Source organism: Enterobacillus tribolii (assembly GCF_003363015.1).
GTDB classification, from domain to species: Bacteria; Pseudomonadota; Gammaproteobacteria; order Enterobacterales; family Enterobacteriaceae; genus Enterobacillus; species Enterobacillus tribolii.
In genome coordinates this window covers 14,542-31,146 of the sequence record NZ_QRAP01000010.1, presented here as the reverse complement: position 1 = coordinate 31,146, position 16,605 = coordinate 14,542, and the positions used below count along the sequence as shown (strand labels likewise).

16 protein-coding genes are annotated in these 16,605 nt (G+C 53.4%); 15 read left to right on the top strand and 1 reads right to left on the bottom strand.

The genetic code is table 11. The features are described 5' to 3' along the window. Nucleotides 1-7 precede the first annotated feature (7 nt). Genes C8D90_RS18245 through C8D90_RS18235 form a run of 3 tightly spaced genes read left to right on the top strand, consistent with a single transcriptional unit; the run spans nt 8 to nt 4,842 of the window. Nucleotides 8-2,539: a TcfC E-set like domain-containing protein gene (locus C8D90_RS18245; protein ID WP_115459898.1), complete on the top strand. Its 2,532-nt coding sequence runs from the start codon at nt 8-10 to the stop codon at nt 2,537-2,539. Continuing rightward, nucleotides 2,529-4,136: a fimbrial protein gene (locus C8D90_RS18240; protein ID WP_115459897.1), complete on the top strand. Its 1,608-nt coding sequence runs from the start codon at nt 2,529-2,531 to the stop codon at nt 4,134-4,136. Before C8D90_RS18245 ends, C8D90_RS18240 begins: the two co-directional genes overlap by 11 nt. Nucleotides 4,137-4,155: 19 nt before the next feature. After that, nucleotides 4,156-4,842, top strand: a complete 687-nt coding sequence (locus tag C8D90_RS18235) for a fimbrial biogenesis chaperone (RefSeq protein ID WP_115459896.1) — start codon at nt 4,156-4,158, stop codon at nt 4,840-4,842. A gap of 63 nt (nt 4,843-4,905) precedes the next feature. Here the strand turns inward: C8D90_RS18235 and C8D90_RS18230 are convergent, their stop codons facing one another. Continuing rightward, on the bottom strand, nt 4,906-5,376 hold the full coding sequence (locus C8D90_RS18230) for a DUF6795 domain-containing protein (protein ID WP_230473051.1): 471 nt from the start codon (nt 5,374-5,376) through the stop codon (nt 4,906-4,908). A gap of 448 nt (nt 5,377-5,824) precedes the next feature. Here C8D90_RS18230 and C8D90_RS18220 point away from each other — a divergent pair, with 448 nt between their 5' ends. From C8D90_RS18220 to C8D90_RS18160, 12 genes are all read left to right on the top strand, one after another. Further along, nucleotides 5,825-6,082 carry a YjhX family toxin gene (locus C8D90_RS18220; protein ID WP_115459894.1) on the top strand — a complete coding sequence of 86 codons (258 nt, stop codon included), beginning with the start codon at nt 5,825-5,827 and terminating at the stop codon, nt 6,080-6,082. A gap of 101 nt (nt 6,083-6,183) precedes the next feature. Further along, on the top strand, nt 6,184-6,930 hold the full coding sequence (locus tag C8D90_RS18215) for an SAM-dependent methyltransferase (RefSeq protein ID WP_115459893.1): 747 nt from the start codon (nt 6,184-6,186) through the stop codon (nt 6,928-6,930). A 219-nt stretch (nt 6,931-7,149) separates the two neighbouring features. Continuing rightward, nucleotides 7,150-7,449 (top strand): bacteriocin immunity protein, encoded by a 300-nt coding sequence (locus C8D90_RS18210; protein WP_115459892.1) that lies wholly within the window; start codon nt 7,150-7,152, stop codon nt 7,447-7,449. A gap of 505 nt (nt 7,450-7,954) precedes the next feature. Further along, complete coding sequence (locus tag C8D90_RS18205) at nt 7,955-8,503, top strand: tyrosine-type DNA invertase (RefSeq protein WP_115459891.1); 549 nt, start codon at nt 7,955-7,957, stop codon at nt 8,501-8,503. Nucleotides 8,504-8,998: 495 nt separating this feature from the next. Continuing rightward, entirely contained in the window at nt 8,999-9,529 is a 531-nt protein-coding gene (locus C8D90_RS18195; protein ID WP_115459889.1) for a fimbrial protein, read from the top strand. A gap of 94 nt (nt 9,530-9,623) precedes the next feature. After that, nucleotides 9,624-10,304 carry a fimbrial biogenesis chaperone gene (locus C8D90_RS18190; RefSeq protein ID WP_115459968.1) on the top strand — a complete coding sequence of 227 codons (681 nt, stop codon included), beginning with the start codon at nt 9,624-9,626 and terminating at the stop codon, nt 10,302-10,304. A 97-nt stretch (nt 10,305-10,401) separates the two neighbouring features. Next, complete coding sequence (locus tag C8D90_RS18185) at nt 10,402-12,981, top strand: fimbria/pilus outer membrane usher protein (RefSeq protein WP_115459888.1); 2,580 nt, start codon at nt 10,402-10,404, stop codon at nt 12,979-12,981. Between the two features lie 8 nt (nt 12,982-12,989). Continuing rightward, complete coding sequence (locus C8D90_RS18180) at nt 12,990-13,973, top strand: fimbrial protein (RefSeq protein WP_147291384.1); 984 nt, start codon at nt 12,990-12,992, stop codon at nt 13,971-13,973. Between the two features lie 45 nt (nt 13,974-14,018). Continuing rightward, the gene (locus tag C8D90_RS18175; RefSeq protein WP_115459886.1) at nt 14,019-14,543 is read left to right on the top strand and encodes a fimbrial protein; all 525 of its coding nucleotides are present in this window, start codon (nt 14,019-14,021) and stop codon (nt 14,541-14,543) included. A gap of 29 nt (nt 14,544-14,572) precedes the next feature. Next, a complete protein-coding gene (locus C8D90_RS18170; RefSeq protein ID WP_162844421.1) occupies nt 14,573-15,109 on the top strand; it encodes a fimbrial protein in 537 nt (178 codons plus the stop codon). Nucleotides 15,110-15,165: 56 nt separating this feature from the next. After that, the gene (locus tag C8D90_RS18165) at nt 15,166-15,828 is read left to right on the top strand and encodes a helix-turn-helix transcriptional regulator (protein ID WP_115459884.1); all 663 of its coding nucleotides are present in this window, start codon (nt 15,166-15,168) and stop codon (nt 15,826-15,828) included. After that, nucleotides 15,812-16,471 (top strand): response regulator transcription factor, encoded by a 660-nt coding sequence (locus C8D90_RS18160; protein WP_115459883.1) that lies wholly within the window; start codon nt 15,812-15,814, stop codon nt 16,469-16,471. The genes C8D90_RS18165 and C8D90_RS18160 overlap by 17 nt, the downstream gene beginning before the upstream one ends. The last annotated feature ends 134 nt before the right edge of the window (nt 16,472-16,605 follow it).

Genomic DNA, 16,605 nt, shown 5'->3' with positions numbered 1-16,605 from the left:
AAAACTTATGGATAAGTTGGAGTACGTAAAAGGGACGATTTTATTCGGCCTGTTGCTTGGCGCCGGTGATGTACTCCCGGCAGGCAATATGCCCGTTCAGGTAAACAATTATGTTATCCCCGCCGTTTTTGCAAATGCGCTCCAGCAGGGCATGAATGTCCCCGTATTTATCCGTTATGACGGCGATCAGGCGCTGAACCGCAGTCAGCAGAAAATTGCGGACGCCGTTCTCGCCATCAAAGACGGCGCCTTTCAGATCAATCAGATAACGCTGGATGAATTGCCGGACAGAACCGAACTGTCTGCGCAATTGAAAACGCTGCTGGCCGGGCTGAAAGAGAAAAGCTTCGGTACCGGAACGCAGATTCGTTTAGGCAACAATGCCTCTATTTCGCTGGATACCCGCTCCTTCTACCTGGAACTGACCGTCAGCCGTGAGGCGATGGCCGCGGCGATCATTCCCCGCACCAATATGCTGGGTAACTCTTCGGCTGAAAACGTCTCTAACGTATTGAATTATACGGTCGGCAGCTATTACAACAAATTCAGCGGCGCGAACAACGCCAGCAGCTATATCACGCTGGACAACACCACCGCATGGAAGGAGCATCACCTCAACCTGAACGGCTCCGTGTACGGCATTGGCACCTCCGACCGTAACGGCGAGCTGTACCGGGCGATGTATGAGCGTGACTTTCAGGGATACCGCGCCGCGGCCGGTATGGTCGACACCTGGAACCTGCAATCCATCGCCAGCATGAGCGCGCTTAATTCCAGCCGTATTTATGGCATGACCTACGGCAACAAAAGCAGTACCCAGATAGAAGACACCCGTCTTTCCCTGGTACCGATTACCGTGTTCCTGCCCGCCGCCGGCGAAGTTTATGTTTACCGCGACGGCAAGCTGCTCAGCATTCAGAACTTTTCGATGGGGAGCTATGAGATCGATACTTCCCGCTTACCGTTCGGCGTGTATGCCGTCGATGTTCAGGTGGTGGTCAATGGCAAGGTTGTGAGTTCACGCACGGCGCAGGTCAATAAAACGTTCGCGCGCAAATCCAGCGTCACCGGCGATTTCTCCTGGCAGATGTTTGGCGGCATGCTGGAATACAACAAAATGGACTACCGCGACCACAACAACATCAATCACGGGAAGAAAGAAACCTGGATTTCCGGCGTGGCGATGTCAACACGTCAGCCCTGGTTATCCGGCGTAAGCCTGAAATCCACGCTGTACGGATTCGACAAAAACGGCGTCAACGAGACGGAGGTTAACGTCGCCTTCAATGACCTGGTGACGGCTAACCAGCAAATGCTGCTGGCTACAGACCAAAGCTGGCAGAGCATTTCAACGCTTAACGTGACGGTACCGGGCGGTTACGGCTCTTTTTGGGGATCGCGCGAATACAGCCATATCGGCAATAACCTGCCGATGCGCAAAGGCGACTATTTTTCCATAGGCGCAACCACCAACCTGAAGACGTTTACGCCGTATCTGGGGTCACTCTCCGTCAGCAGAACGGAAAACAAATATTTTGGCAATAAATACACCACCGTCGATTACAGTCAGTCGCTGTTTTCCAACCGCTACGCCACCGTTTCCCTGCGCACCGGGGTTCAGCGCTACTATTACGACGATCGCAGCGGCGTCAACGATAAATACGTCAATATCGACGTTTCGCTGCCGCTTGCCACCTGGTTCAGCGCCGGCGTCTCCAATGAAAACGGCAATATGCTGGCCAACGCCACGCTGCGCAAAAGCTTTGACGACAGCGTGATCACCCAGGTAGGCGCGGCGATCTCCAAGCGTATCAAGAGTAAGAATGACAGCAGTTACCGCGCTGATAACTATGCGGCGAACGGCTACGTTTCTTATGACACCAAATATAACGCAGGCACGGTTTCCGTCACCCAAACCTCCGATCATAACTCAAACGTCAGCTTCAGTTCACAGGGCAGCGTCGCCTGGACCAAAGATAGCTTTGCCGCCGGCAAAGGCAACCAAAGCGCCGGTCTGGTCGTGCACACTAACTTCAGCGAACAAGGGAGAATGGTGGCGCAGATTAACGGCCGCAACTACCCGCTGACCGGAAAACGCAATTACATCAGCCTGCCGCCTTATGCCGAATATAAGGTTGAGCTGATGAATGACAAGAACGCGGAAGACAGCGTGGATATCGTCAGCGGACGCCGCAGCCAGGTGGTGCTGTATCCGGGCAACGTCGGCGTGATCACCCCCGAAATTAAACAACTGGTAACGGTATTCGGGCGGGCGAAAAGAACCAACGGCAGTATTTATGCCAATACGGACATTCATAACCATATCGGTAAGGCCAGGACCGACGAGTATGGCGAATTCGCCATGGACGTCGACAAACGTTATCCGGTCATCACGCTGGTAGATACCAACGGCGGCGTGTGCGAGGCCGATCTGGACCTGCGCAACGCCCGCGGCGCGGTGTGGATTGGCGATATTCAGTGCGACGTACAAAAACAGATCGCGTCCCGCACGGGAGGGAGGAACAAAGATGTCTATTAACTGGCGCGCCGCGTTTTTGGCGCTCGGCGGATGGCTTGTCGTCGATCCGGCGCAGGCCGTGAATCCGACGAACAGCGGTTCGGGTTCGAACACGTATCTGTTCATTGAGAACAACGTGGATAATGAATACTTTATTACGCCCGGTTCACTTAATCCGCGCTTTTCCGGCTCGAACGTCTGGACGCGTTATTCCACCAATCAGCGCAGCCTGGGCTATCTCGGTTACTCCAGTTGGAGTTACAGCAACCGTTACTTTGACCTGTGGCTGACCAACTCGCCGATCACTGAGCCCTTTGCCGGTATCCGCTGCATGATCTCCGGCAGTACCTGCCCGCCAACCGGTTTCATCCCCGCGGAGTATACCGATCGCGAAGGCATCTACCACACGATGTCCGGCGGCAGCACGGCAAACGGCAACGACGGATTAGGCTCATTAACCCCGTCGGCCTTTGAATATTTCCGTAACCGGCCAGTGGGCAGCGTTGATTCGCTGGAGTTAAACCTGTGCTACACCACCACCGACTATAACTATTCGCCAAGCACACGCTGTAAGGATCTGGAATCCGGCGCCAACTGGCGCTATTACACGATTAACCTGACCAAAGTCGGTCACCTCTCACTGAAAAGCACCGGGTCGATGGCCGAAATCTGGGTCGCCAGCGACGGCACGCCCAGCATCAGCAATGGCGGCGATCTGTGCGAGATTGCCGTGGTCAACAGCACGACCGGCATCGTCTGTAAAATGGTTTCCTACACCTTACAGGAAACGGAACGCGTCACCTCCTCCCTGAAATTCGAAATGGTGCTCGACACCGATGCGCTGGGCTTTAAACCCGCGGCCAGAGAAGTCATGTACAGCGGAAACGGCGTGGACTGGACCCGTTACTCTACCGACACAACCTACGACAAGGTGTTTTCCACCAGCGGAAATTACGTGTACGTTTTCCTGTCTAACGACTTCTTCCTTAAAACGCTGAATGCCGGTACGGACTTAACCAATAAGGATTCCCTGTTCACGTTCTACTTCGATAACACGAATACGCCGCAGTCCGGCTATTACCAGTTCACCGCGTCAAGCATGCTTAACATCATTCCCAAAGAGTACGGGATCAGCATTCAGTCAACGGACGGGAATTCACATCCGAAGCAGTCCGGTATGATCGGCAACGAAGAGCCGATTACGTTCGAATACCGGGTCACCACCTCCGCCTCACGGCAGGCGGACAGTATCATGGCGCAGGTCGTCGGGGACGCCACGACGATCGGCAATGTGCCATACTGCCTATTCACCTCAGCGGACGGCGGCCTGAGCGTTCCCATACCGGCGTATCTGTCCTATACCGCGCAATCCGGCGCCACCGTCACGGAGCGCAACAGTTGTTCGGAAGCGCCGATCAACATGACATCCGCCAACTGGGTACAGACCACCTGGAACGCCGCTGTCGACGACGGGTTCTTTTTCACCACGACGCTCAACCTGCTGTTTCCGATGAATGACTCACGCTCATTGTTCACCACCACAGGGCATGACTGGATGGGGACGGTGAATGCCAGCGGGGAAGTCAGGGTCACGGCAACCTGGGTGGGCGTGAAGTAAACCAATGAGGGAGAAACGTATGGCGACGTTACGCAGGATCAACCTGGCGCTCGGCCTGGCGGCGGCGATGTTTGGCCCTTCCGCCGGCGCGGCCTATTTTAACGCCCTGATTTATGACATGGGGCCGGATCAACGTTTTATCTCCCGCCCGATGGTCAACGATACTCCCCGAACCAACCTGTATACGATATCGGCGTATAAAATCGACAAACCGGGAGCAGGCGGAGAAAACCGTATTATCGGCGGCCCGATGGAGGTGGTTTACTCGCCGCTGAAATTTACCGTTCAGGCCGGCGGGCAAGAGTACTTTAAACTGTTCTACCGCGGCCCGGAAGACGGCGTTGAACGCTATTATCGCGTGATTTTCAGGGAGTCGCCGGTACGGATGTTCCCGCTGAAAACACAGAATAAGTACTCGGATGTCCTTCCCGTTGTGGCAATGAGCACTATCCTGGTGGTACGCCCGCGCAAAACCACGTTGAAGTTTGAGGTTGATGAGCGCACGGGAACCATCCGGAATACCGGAAATACCTTTTTCCGGGTCATTATTCAGAAAGGCTGTCACGGCGATGATGAAAGCTCGACGCAGTTCTATATGCTGCCCGGAGAGTCTTACCAGAACGCCATCGCCGGCGGGAACAACAAAAAGTATATCGTCGCGCTCGGTCGCTACCATCAGCTGGGGAACGGCTGTTTCAGTAAATAAGGCCGGTTCATGCCATTCGCCGTGTATATGCCATGACGATGGCGTGCCTGCCCGGCAGCCGCATCATTGCCGGTAGCGAAAACGCCTCATTTTCTCTGTGCACAAAGAATCATACTCAGAGCGCACCTTTTCCTTGTTCTCCAAAGAAAGATCGCAATCCAGAACGATATGATCGTCACCGGTGTGTCCCGATAAAACGCCACCAAACCGGCGGTATTGATAACCCACGATGCTCTGCGGGGGTTGCCCGATAACGATAGACCACTCCGTAACACGATCTATCGGGCCAATGGGAATAAAGACGCGCCATTCCCCCGGAGTTTCAAATGAAAAGCAGCCCTTTTCATCGCTGTGCGTTGTTTTAACGATTTGGTTGAATTGCTTCAGCGAAACCTGCACGCCGGCTAATGCTTGCCCCTGCTCCGTGACAACGCCCTCAATACGGGGCGGGAAGTTGTGATCGTAAAACACACATCCGCTTAAAAGCGCGCAGCCCAAAACAACCCACACCATTGATGAAATATTCCGTGCCACACACTTCTCCCTCAGAGCGACAAATAGCCCGATGCGGGTTTCGCAATCCACGGATTATCCCTTACTTCATATTGGGGCGCGACAGAAAAAGGCAGGTGGCGCTGTCAGCGCCCTGCTTTTGAACTCACCTTCGCCACCGGTGGTGCCTGCCGCGTTAAAAAAGGCGCTTGATGCCGGCGCGCTCCCGGTGAGAAATGAAGCTATCCGGGCGCCATTCCGCGATCACATTTTTCCGCCCCGCCTATTCCCATATAAAAAACACGTGTTATCATTCTCTCCGTAAATACCTTTCAACTCGTACCGAGGCTTTGATGCTGGAGAATGTAATCATCAGATAATCAGATTCCCGACCTTTTCAGGCCGGACTGATTATCAATGCGCCGAAATCGAATGCGGACACCGCTGTGTGTTTGCACGTTTTGCACATGATGATTAACAGGTTTTCAGTATGAATTTATCCCGTCAGGAACAACGTACCTTACACGTTCTCGCCAAAGGTGGACGCATTACGCACATCCGCGACGCCTCTGGCCGCGTCACCTCCGTTGAATGCTACAGCCGCGAAGGGCTGCTGCTCAGCGACTGCACGCTCGCCGTCTTCAAAAAACTCCAAACCAAAAAACTGATTAAGTCCGTCAACGGCCAACCGTATCGCATCAACACGACCGGGCTGAATAACGTCCGGTCTCAGCCGGATAACCGTTGAAGAAATGGCATCAGCCGCGGTGTAACGCGGCTGATGCCCGGCGGAAAAGAAGTCAGAGGGATGGCCCTCTGACTCACTCACTAATAAAAAGGAATTCTGAATTGGATATCCCACGTATTTTTACGATCAGCGAAAGCGCGCACCGCATTCATAACCCGTTCACGCCGGAGAAGTACGCGACGCTCGGCAGCGTGTTACGCATGAAGCCGGGTACGCACATACTCGACCTCGGCAGCGGCTCGGGCGAGATGCTCTGCACCTGGGCACGCGACCATGGCATTACCGGCACCGGCGTAGATATGAGCCTGTTGTTCAGTACGCAGGCGAAGATGCGCGCCAAGGAGCTTGGCGTTGCTGACCGCGTTGAGTTTATTCATAACGATGCTGCTGGTTACGTAGCCGAAGAAAAATGTGATGTGGCGGCGTGTGTTGGCGCCACCTGGATCGGCGGAGGCGCTGCCGGGACGATTGCGCTGTTGACCAAGAGCCTTAAGCCCGGAGGGATGCTGCTTATCGGCGAGCCTTATTGGCGTCAGTTGCCGCCAACGGACGATGTCGCTAAAGCGTGTGGCGTGGATTCTGTCGCGGACTTTCTTACCCTTCCTGCGTTGGTCGATTCTTTCACTACCCTGGGTTATGACGTGGTGGAGATGGTTTTGGCGGACCAGGAAGGCTGGGACAGGTATGAGGCGGCTAAATGGCTGACTATGCGCCGGTGGCTGGAGGAAAATCCGGATGATGAGTTTGCCGGGGAAGTCAGGAAAACGTTGACGGTGTCGCCTAAGCGGCATGTTGCCTACACGCGGGAGTATTTTGGATGGGGGGTGTTTGTGTTAATGGGTAGGTGAGAGTTGTAGCTTACATACAGACGCTTCAGTTGATGGTATTGGCTGGGCGTCTGTTGTTAAAGGGGAGAGTTAGAAATTCTGTGTCATTCCGGTAACATACAATCAAATATGCTGAGCCCGGCGCTCATCAAATTACGTGTAACAGAAGTATCGGCGTTTCCGGCGGGCAACCCCATTATTAATTCATCCATTGGACACTCAATTTAGGGCAATCCCAAAATGAACGATAAGAATTGTATCTCTGACTATACCGAGCAAGAGTTTATCGCGTTCTTAAGGAAAATCTTCAATGCTGATTATGAAAGCGAGGAGGCGCATACAGCCGCTGTCCATGAATTTGAAAGACTTTCACAGCACCCTGATGGCATGGATGTAATCTACTACCCTAAACCAGGGCAAGATGACTCTCCGGAAGGTGTCGTTGAAGTAATAAAAGCGTGGCGTTCCACGCATGGACTACCCGGCTTTAAAGTGGAACATTTTGACCAGGGCAGATTTCAGGGTGAGTTGCCACACTGAAAACAGAACGCTCACGCCAAAAATCTGTTTAACCACTGATTCGGAATAGCACTTGCAGGCAGTCTAACAACGTAAACAGAAATTATTTTCAGAGGGGCTGATACTGGCTCTGAATATTAGCCTCTCTCATAGCAGTGATAATATAGAACCCTGTATTTCAAGGTGGGGGGTATTATCTTAGATAATAAAATTTATGCCCGGGAGAACCCGCCGTCTTCGATTACCCAAAAAATGAGCCCGGCATAAATTGATGCAGGACTCTTTGTATAGCCAATTTCTGTTGCCGCCCCACTTTGCAATGGGCGTTGAGCGAAGAGAAACACCTTATAAAACAAAGACATTATTAATTTGTGACAAAAAGAGGGCAAATGCCTCTTCTTTGAAAAAGATCATTACACAAAAAATGTGCATTTAAAATTTACCGAGTCATCCTTGTAGCCTTCAGTTACTGATATAGAATGCCTGAAATACAGTGCAATGCATATTTTCTTGACAAGAGGAAACCATGAAAAATAGGAAATACCTTACTGAACCGGAAATAAAAAAGCTGATTGAGGCTGCAAGTCAGGGGAATAACCCAGAACGAGACACCTGTCTTATATGGATGTGTTTCATCCATGGTTGCAGGGTCAGTGAAATTAACAGCTGGCGGCTTGCAGATATTGATTTATCTAATAACAGCATATTTATCAGGAGATTAAAAAATGGGTTGTCTACCATTCATCCCCTTTACGACCTTGAGCGTAATGCACTTTATGCCTGGCTCAAAACCCGCTCCCGGCATAAGCATGCAGGGAAAGAGTGGCTTTTCTTATCCCAAAAAGGCAACCGCCTCTCGCGCCAGCAAATTTATGAATTACTGCGTAATTATGGGCGGAAAGCTCAGCTTAAGGTTGATGCGCACCCGCATATGTTACGCCACGCATGCGGCTTTGCCCTGGCAGACAAGGGGGTGGATACACGACTAATCCAGGACTATCTGGGGCATCGAAGCATCCAACATACGGTGCTTTATACCGCAACGAATGCGCATCGTTTTACCCGCATCTGGTAATATTCAAGGAAAGACCACAAAATATATGTAACGAAATGTAACTATATGGACATTTTGTTCCAAATTGACCATGATACTAATAATCAATATTCAGCCTGTCAATGCACCCCTCTTTTCATACACCTCCTAAGAATTTACCTATACCAATCAATAAATTATAAGCCGAATTTTCTTATACGAAAGAAAATTAACAATTTCATTTCAATTTTAAACTCATATAAGACACTTCTTATTACTATTTTGTTGTGGAATAAATTGTTTTTTTATTCTGCCAATGAATAAAAACCCAACCTAAAAAACCAAAAAAAACAAAAAATCCGCATATAAACGAGACCAACAACCAAACTGGTCAATTTGGAACATTTTGTTCAGTTATGTGTTCATTTTGCCGCCAAATTGCCCCCCCCCCAAAAGTATGGCTCTTGCGGCCTAAAAACAGCTTGAAGCCAATGGAATCAAATGCGTCGTCAGACGCATTTTTAAGGAGAGATATATATGAAAAAGAATCTGATTGCTGTTGCTCTGGTCGCCGGCATTTGCTCTACCGCCGCAATGGCGGATGATGGAGAAATCAAGTTCGTCGGCGCAATCACCGACGATGCCTGCACCGTTGTTAACCCGGTCGGCACCCCGCTCACCGTCACTCTGGGAACCGTATCCCGCAGCTCATTCACCAGCTCCGGCGATACGGCTTCTCCCACCCAATTCACTATTAAACTGACCGGCTGCCCGGCTGCGCTGAACGGAAAAACCGCTCAGGTGAAATTTGATGGGTTGGCTCTGGACGGTGACAACAAAGTGCTGGCCCTGACGCAGGAAGCCGGTGTGGCTAAAAACGTGGGGATCCAGCTCTCCGACAGCACCAATGCCGTCGTTTCGCTGTTTGAGCCTTCATCGGCCTACGCACTGAAAACCGGCGATAACACCCTGGACTTCGTTGCGCGTTACTACGCAACGGCGAACAACGCTGCAATTACAGCCGGTCCGGCCAACTCCACGGCCACCTTTAACATTATCTACAACTAAAGATTGTCACCCTTCTCTACTCGCCCGTGTCGGGTGGAGTACTTACGGGCCGGCTGCGGCCAGCCCGTTTTTTTCGCGGAGCATGATGAACGTTATGAATATCTGGCTCAAAGTATTGTTACTGTCGCTGTGTGTTCCGCTGGCGCAGGCGGCCGATGCTGGCGGAATTACCGTTGGCGGCACCCGCCTGATTTACGACGGCGGCAAAAAAGAGGCCTCGCTGAGCGTTACCAACTCGGATACCGGCCCCTATCTGATCCAGTCCTGGATAGAAACCCAGAACGGCGGCGCAGAGAAAGCGCCCTTTATCATCACGCCGCCGTTGTTCCGCCTCGAAGCCGGGCAGAAGAACCTGCTGCGTGTCATACGCACCGGCGGCAACCTGCCGGAAGATCGTGAATCGCTTTACTGGATCAATATCAAATCCGTTCCCTCCGGTGAAAAACGGGAGAACGTCAACACGCTGCAGATTGCGGTCAAGACCCGCATCAAACTGATTTTCCGCCCCGCCGGGCTCAAGAGCACGCCGCTTGACGTCGCCGATAAGCTCACCTGGTCGCAGACTGGCAACCGTCTCACGGTTAACAACCCAACGCCGTTTTACATGAACTTTCATCAGATCAACGTAGGCAAGCACCAACTCAACGATGCCACCTTCGTCGCCCCAATGGGGTCAACCTCGTTTACCGTACCGTCAGGTGTCACCGGGGCGGTCACCTGGAAGATCATTACCGACTACGGCGGCGTCAGCGAAACGTATCTAAATAAGCAATAAAACGCTGAGAAGCAGTATTGTCGGCGGGCTGTCAGGAGTGCAGACCGTCAGGGAACACGGGAGGCAAACCGCTTCCCGCTGGCAACGGAGCACGAAGATGGACAATAAAAATAACCGCCGCATCAGGCCGCGCTTAACCCGGGTAGCCTGCCTTATCGCTGCCCAGATAGCTTTACCCGCCGGAATGATAATGAACGTGCAGGCGCGGGACTACTTCAACCCTGCGCTGCTGGAGATGGGCACGCCAGGGCAGGTCCCGGTCGATTTGTCGGTCTTCGGGGAAGCCGGTGGTCAGGTGCCGGGTATCTACCACGTGGATGTCTATCTCAACAATGACCGGATGGAAACCCGCAGCGTCACATTCAGCATGGCGGCAGACAGCGCCGGTAAACAGACGTTACAACCGTGCCTGCCGGTAGACGATCTGGCCGGATGGGGCGTGATGATCTCGCGCTTTCCTGCACTGGGCAAGCCCGGTGACGCCTGTGCCAACCTGGCCGCCATTCCCCAGGCCAGTGCGACGTTCCGTTTCAGTGAACAGCAGTTGCTGCTGAGTTTTCCGCAGTCGGCGGTTAACAACGCGGTACGTGGCTGGGTTGATCCCCGGCAGTGGGACGATGGCATTACGGCGGTTCTCCTTAACTACAGCGTAAGCGGCGCCAATAACTGGGCGAAGAAAGGTAATGGCGCGGACAGCAACAACCAATACGCGAACCTGCGCCCCGGCATCAACATCGGCCCCTGGCGGCTGCGCAACTACACCACCTGGAACCGCTCCAGTTCAGGGGGAGAAACGCACGACAAGTGGGACACCATCTACACCTATATTCAGCGCGATATCAAAGTGCTGAAAAGTCAGCTGACGCTCGGCGACAGCACCACGCTGTCGGACGTGTTTGACAGCATTCCGTTTCGCGGCGGCCAGCTGGCCTCGGATGACGAGATGCTGCCGGAAAGCCTGCGCGGCTATGCGCCGGTGGTGCGCGGCATTGCCCGCACCAGCGCCCAGGTGGTCATTCGCCAGAACGGCTATGTGATTTACCAGACTTACGTATCTCCGGGCAGTTTTGAGATCACCGACATGTACCCTACCGGTGGTTCCGGCGACCTGCATGTCACGATTCAGGAATCCGACGGCAGCGAACAGCAGCTGGTTATCCCCTACGCCTCATTGCCGGTGTTGCAGCGCGAAGGGCGCTTCAAATACAGCCTTACCAGCGGCGTTTACCGTGCCTACGACAACAGCGTAGAAGAAACTCCGGTCACGCAGGGTACCGCAATTTATGGCCTTCCCGCCGGGTTCACGCTCTACGGCGGCTTTCAGGCCAGCAGCAAATACCAGGCGACGGCCTTTGGCGCCGGTAAGAACCTGGGCAGGTTTGGTGCGATATCGGCGGACGTCACCCAGGCCTGGTCGCGCCAGAAAGATCAACAACGGGAGAACGGGCAGTCGTGGCGGGTGCGCTACAGCAAGAACTTCGTCGAGACCGGCACCAACTTTGCTATCGCCGGCTACCGCTACGCCACCGACGGCTACTGGGGCATGCAGGAAGTGCTGGAGACCTACCGTGATGAACGCAGCTACCCATTGCAGGAGCGCCGCCGCAACCGGGCGGAAATGACCCTCTCCCAAAATCTATGGGAAGGCGCAGGCAGCCTGTCACTGAACGCGGTACGCGAGGATTACTGGAACAACAACAAGCGCATGGCGTCATACGGAGCCAGCTACAGCAACTCGTATAACGGCATCAGCTACAACCTGAATTACACCTATAACCGCAACTCCTATGCCACCACCAGCAGCGGCGGTGGCAGCGGGCGGCAGTACAACAACGACCAGTTGTTCTCATTTAACATCAGCATGCCGCTGGACAAGCTGTTTGGCAGCCGCCGGACCTACATCAGCTACAGGGTGAATACCAGCAAGAACGGCAACACCAGTAACAGCGTCAGCATCAACGGAACGGCGTTAGCAGACAACAACCTGAACTGGAACGTTATGCAGGGTTACGGTTCGCAGGGCCAGGGCAACAGCGGCAACGTTAACGCCAACTGGCGCGCCGGTTACGGCGAGGTAAACGGCGGCTACAGCTATGACAGATACAGTCAGCGCCTGAACTACGGCCTGCAGGGCAGCATCGTGGCCCACAGGAACGGTATCACCCTTGGTCAACCGGCAGGCGAGACAGCCGTACTTGTTGCCGCTCCCGGCGCAAAAAGCGTGGCGATACAGGGCCAAACCGGCGTGAAGACCGATTTCCGCGGTTACACCCTGGTGCCCTACGCCAGCCCGTACCGCAAGAATGACGTCACGCTCAATACCGCAACACTGGGTGATAACGCCGAAGTCACCATCAACTCACAAACGGTTATCCCGACGCGCGGCGCCATTGTGCGGGCCAACTTCCAAACCAGCGTGGGCTACCGGGTGCTGATGGTGCTGACGCAGGCGGACGGGCGGCCGGTGCCGTTCGGCGCGGCGGTAACGGAATCAGGCAGTAAAGACGCTCAGGGTTTTATCGTCGGCGATGGTGGTCAGACATACCTGACCGGGTTAAGCGAGCGCGGAACGTTAAGCGTGAAGTGGGGCAATGGGCCGGGCGAACAGTGCAATGTGGACTACAGCGTACCGAAAGGTACCAACGCAATAGCGAATTTGAACGGACAGTGCCGGTGAGGAAACAGATGATGAATATAAAACAGATATGCAGATTGCTCCCGGGAATAACCATACTGGCCGGACTGATGGCGCTGGCCGCTACACCGGCGCAGGCGGCTTGTCCCATCATAAAGCCGGTCCATCCTCCGGCCACGCTGAATGTAGATCCGACCTTGCCCATCGGGTCGGTGATTGGCTCAGTAGGGATGCAGACTGAAGCGACAACCGGCTACTGCCCGGAGCTTGCCATATTAAGCGGACAAACGGTTACTCAGGTCGTTCAGGGAGAAGGCATCCCCAACGGCAATCTGTATCCAACCACCATCCCCGGCGTGGCCTACCGGGCCAAACTGTCAAGTGGCGGTAATTGGACCCCGCTCCCCCCGTTCAACAACGTGTACTGGCCCGTATCGGCACCAATTCAGTGGATAATGAACGCGGAAGGCCAGGATAAGGGCGGTGGTTATTTCACCCTCGAGTTTATTAAGACAGGCGCGCTGTCGGCGGGCGGGCGTTTCGGCCCCCAGAAAGTGGGGAGTATTTACGTTAATGGTACTGAGTTCCGGCAATTTTATATGGACGGCACTCTCGTTCTGGCGCCGGAGACCCCCTCTTGCACCATCACCCAATCGACCATCGATGTATCATTGCCGGATGGCAACCAGGCAACCCTCAATGCCGTGGGCAAAACCACCGGGGAGACCTCTTTTATTATCCCCCTGCAATGCAAGTCCGATGTCAGTCTTTCGCTCTTTTTCAGCGGTGAAATGGCCGACAGTGCCAATGCCGTTTTTCAAAATACTCAAAGCAGTAACGCCACCGCGGTCGGCATCCAAATACTCAGGGGCGGTACCCCGATCCCTATAGGAAGCGGAAACGCTATCAATATAGGTACGGTGGGTTCTTCGGGGGCTAACCCCTCCTTTACAGCCCGCTACTATGCGCTGCAAAGCAGTGTGCCGTCAGGAGACGTCAATGCCGTCGCCTATGCGACCATTGTATACAACTAGTTGATTTATAAAACAGTATTTGGGCCATGCTACAGGAGTTACTGTATGAACAACGTTATCAAAGGCGTGATGGTTGTGGTGATCGCCATGGGATGTCCTTTCGTCACCCTGGCTGCAGATACCACCATCAACCTCACCGGCAAGATCACCGCCGCCGCCTGCACCGTAGACAACAACGGCATATATCAAATTGAGTTACCCGATGTGCCCAGCGTCACACTGGCCTCCGCCGGCTCGTATGGCGAATGGACAACCGTTAACGTGACCTTAAGCGCCTGCCCGGTTGGCACCACCCAGGTTACGGCGACATTTGGCGGCACCGCCGCTATGGGCGACAGAAATAAACATACCATCGCTGTTGGTACCGGCTACACCAACAACGTTGTCCTGCAGCTACAGGACGCCGCCGGCACAAAAACCGATCTCGGCGTTAACAGCAGCCTGACCGTTCCCGTTGACGGCAACAGAAATGCCACCTTCGCGTTACGTCTGCGGCCATACAGCATAGATGGCAGCGCGACTATTGGCGCAATAGAAGGGCTTATAGTCGCTGAATTTAATTACAACTGAGGCCGGCATCACCCGGTAGGAGAATGACCATGTTGAAACGTCATCTTTTAATCATGCTGCTTTCCGGCCTTGCCATTTTTCCGGGGACGGAGGTGATGGCCATCGACGTTTTTATGTTTGTTAAAGGAAAAGTGGTCGCTTCCGCCTGCACGGTTGAAACCGGGCTGGCCGGTGGTAAAACCGTCGATCTCGGCACCTTTGGGCGCACGAAATTCAAGCACTCCGGAGAGGCGGGCGACTGGGTGGATTTCACCCTGAATCTGAGCAATTGCCCACCCGGAACAACCAAAAGTACCGTCACCTTCACCGGTAATCCGGACAGTGACGACGCCACGCTGTTCGCCAACTCCGAGCCCACTGAGAGCGCGGCTACCCACATTGCCATACAGATGACCAAAGGTAACGACCGTAACGCAATATTGTCCAACAACAGCAGCTGGGAAGCCTCTGTAGACAGCGGAAGAAACATCGTTTTTCCTCTCTCAGCGCGAATGATTACCCCCGCAGGCAGCGTGCGTGCCGGGCAGGTTTCTGGTTCCGTTATGGTGAACTTCACATACCAGTAATTTCTGTGGAAGACGCCTTCATCAGGCTTCCCGTCAACCCTGTAAGGAGATTGCCTATGCCATGTTCAACCTTACCCTCTGATTTTATACAGTTTAGTCACTGCTCACGCCGCATTTTGGTTCTGGAACCCGCCGATATAACCTGGCTGGGCCTGTGCCGCCTGATTGAAACGTCGGGCAAGAAAGAGATTGCATTAATGCGGGTAGCATCCGCTGATTCACTGGAGCAATACATCAGTTGTTATGCGCCGGATATGTTGTTATTAACCTCTGTCAGCTACCGGGACGAGATTTTGCCTTTGGTGCAGCGGCTCTCTGAAATTACACTGCGCTACCCATCTTTACCTGTCACCGCCCTTCTAAAACAAAGCATCCCTTACCTGGCTGAGTTGCTGATGGCGTTCGGCGTGACGACAGTCTTGATGCAGTCTCCGCCTTTAGAAGAATTGGCGGACATCTTGACTACGCCTGCACACCCGGCATCAAAAAGCAGAGGCGTACAGTTGAGCCTGAACGAACGAAATGTGGCAAAAGCATTACTCAGCGGCTACAGCGTCACCCGCCTGGCACGTATGCTTGGCAAAGATGTGCGTACCGTCAGTGCGCAGAAGAGATCGGTGATCCACAAACTTAATATGTCTAATGCCGGTGAATTACAGGTGTTGGGTGGACGGCTGATGACAACGGAACAGGGGGAGGAGTATGAGCAAGCAGTCTGACTTCACTGGTCAGGCGGTGATTATGCATCCCTGCCCTCTAACACTGATTGGACTGGAGTACTTATTGAATCAGTTGCTGCCCCATACATCTTTCACCTGTGTTGGCTCGCTGGCGGCAGTGCGCAGCAGCCCGACAGTGCTACATGCCGATCTGATTGTCAGCACGCTGTGTGATGCGAATGAAAAACCGGAAAACAGCATCGCCTGGTTTGCCTGGTTGCAGCAAGTCCGTAAAGGCAAGCCATTGCTGATATTGACGGAAAATGAAAATACGCCGGTATTACCGATGTTATTGAATGCCCCCGGCACCTCATTAATTTCCCTACGGGAGCAACGAGACACATTGCTCAGAATAATTACCAACGTATTGAATGGTCAGCGCGTTATCAGCAACAGTAATCAACAGCAGCAAAAAACGCAGCCCCCTTTAGTGTCGCTGACAGCGGCGGAGCAGCGGGTCTATCACCTGCTGCAATCAGGCTATGGGGTCTCCCAGATTGCCAGACAGCTGCGCCTCAGTGTAAAGACAATAAGTACTCATAAACGCCGCATAATGGCTAAATTAAATGTACGCACGGAGGTGGAGCTATTTTCACGATTGCCGGCGTGTAATTACCATTCAGATACAGGTGAACAGAAGTAAGGAAAAGACTTTCTGTTGAGAATAATAGCGTGCAGCAGCAAGAGAAATGCCCACCGGCAGACGCTCCTGCTCTATAAATAGCAATCCGTGGGTATTTTCACCCTGATTAATTTACATGCACATAACCAAGCCCT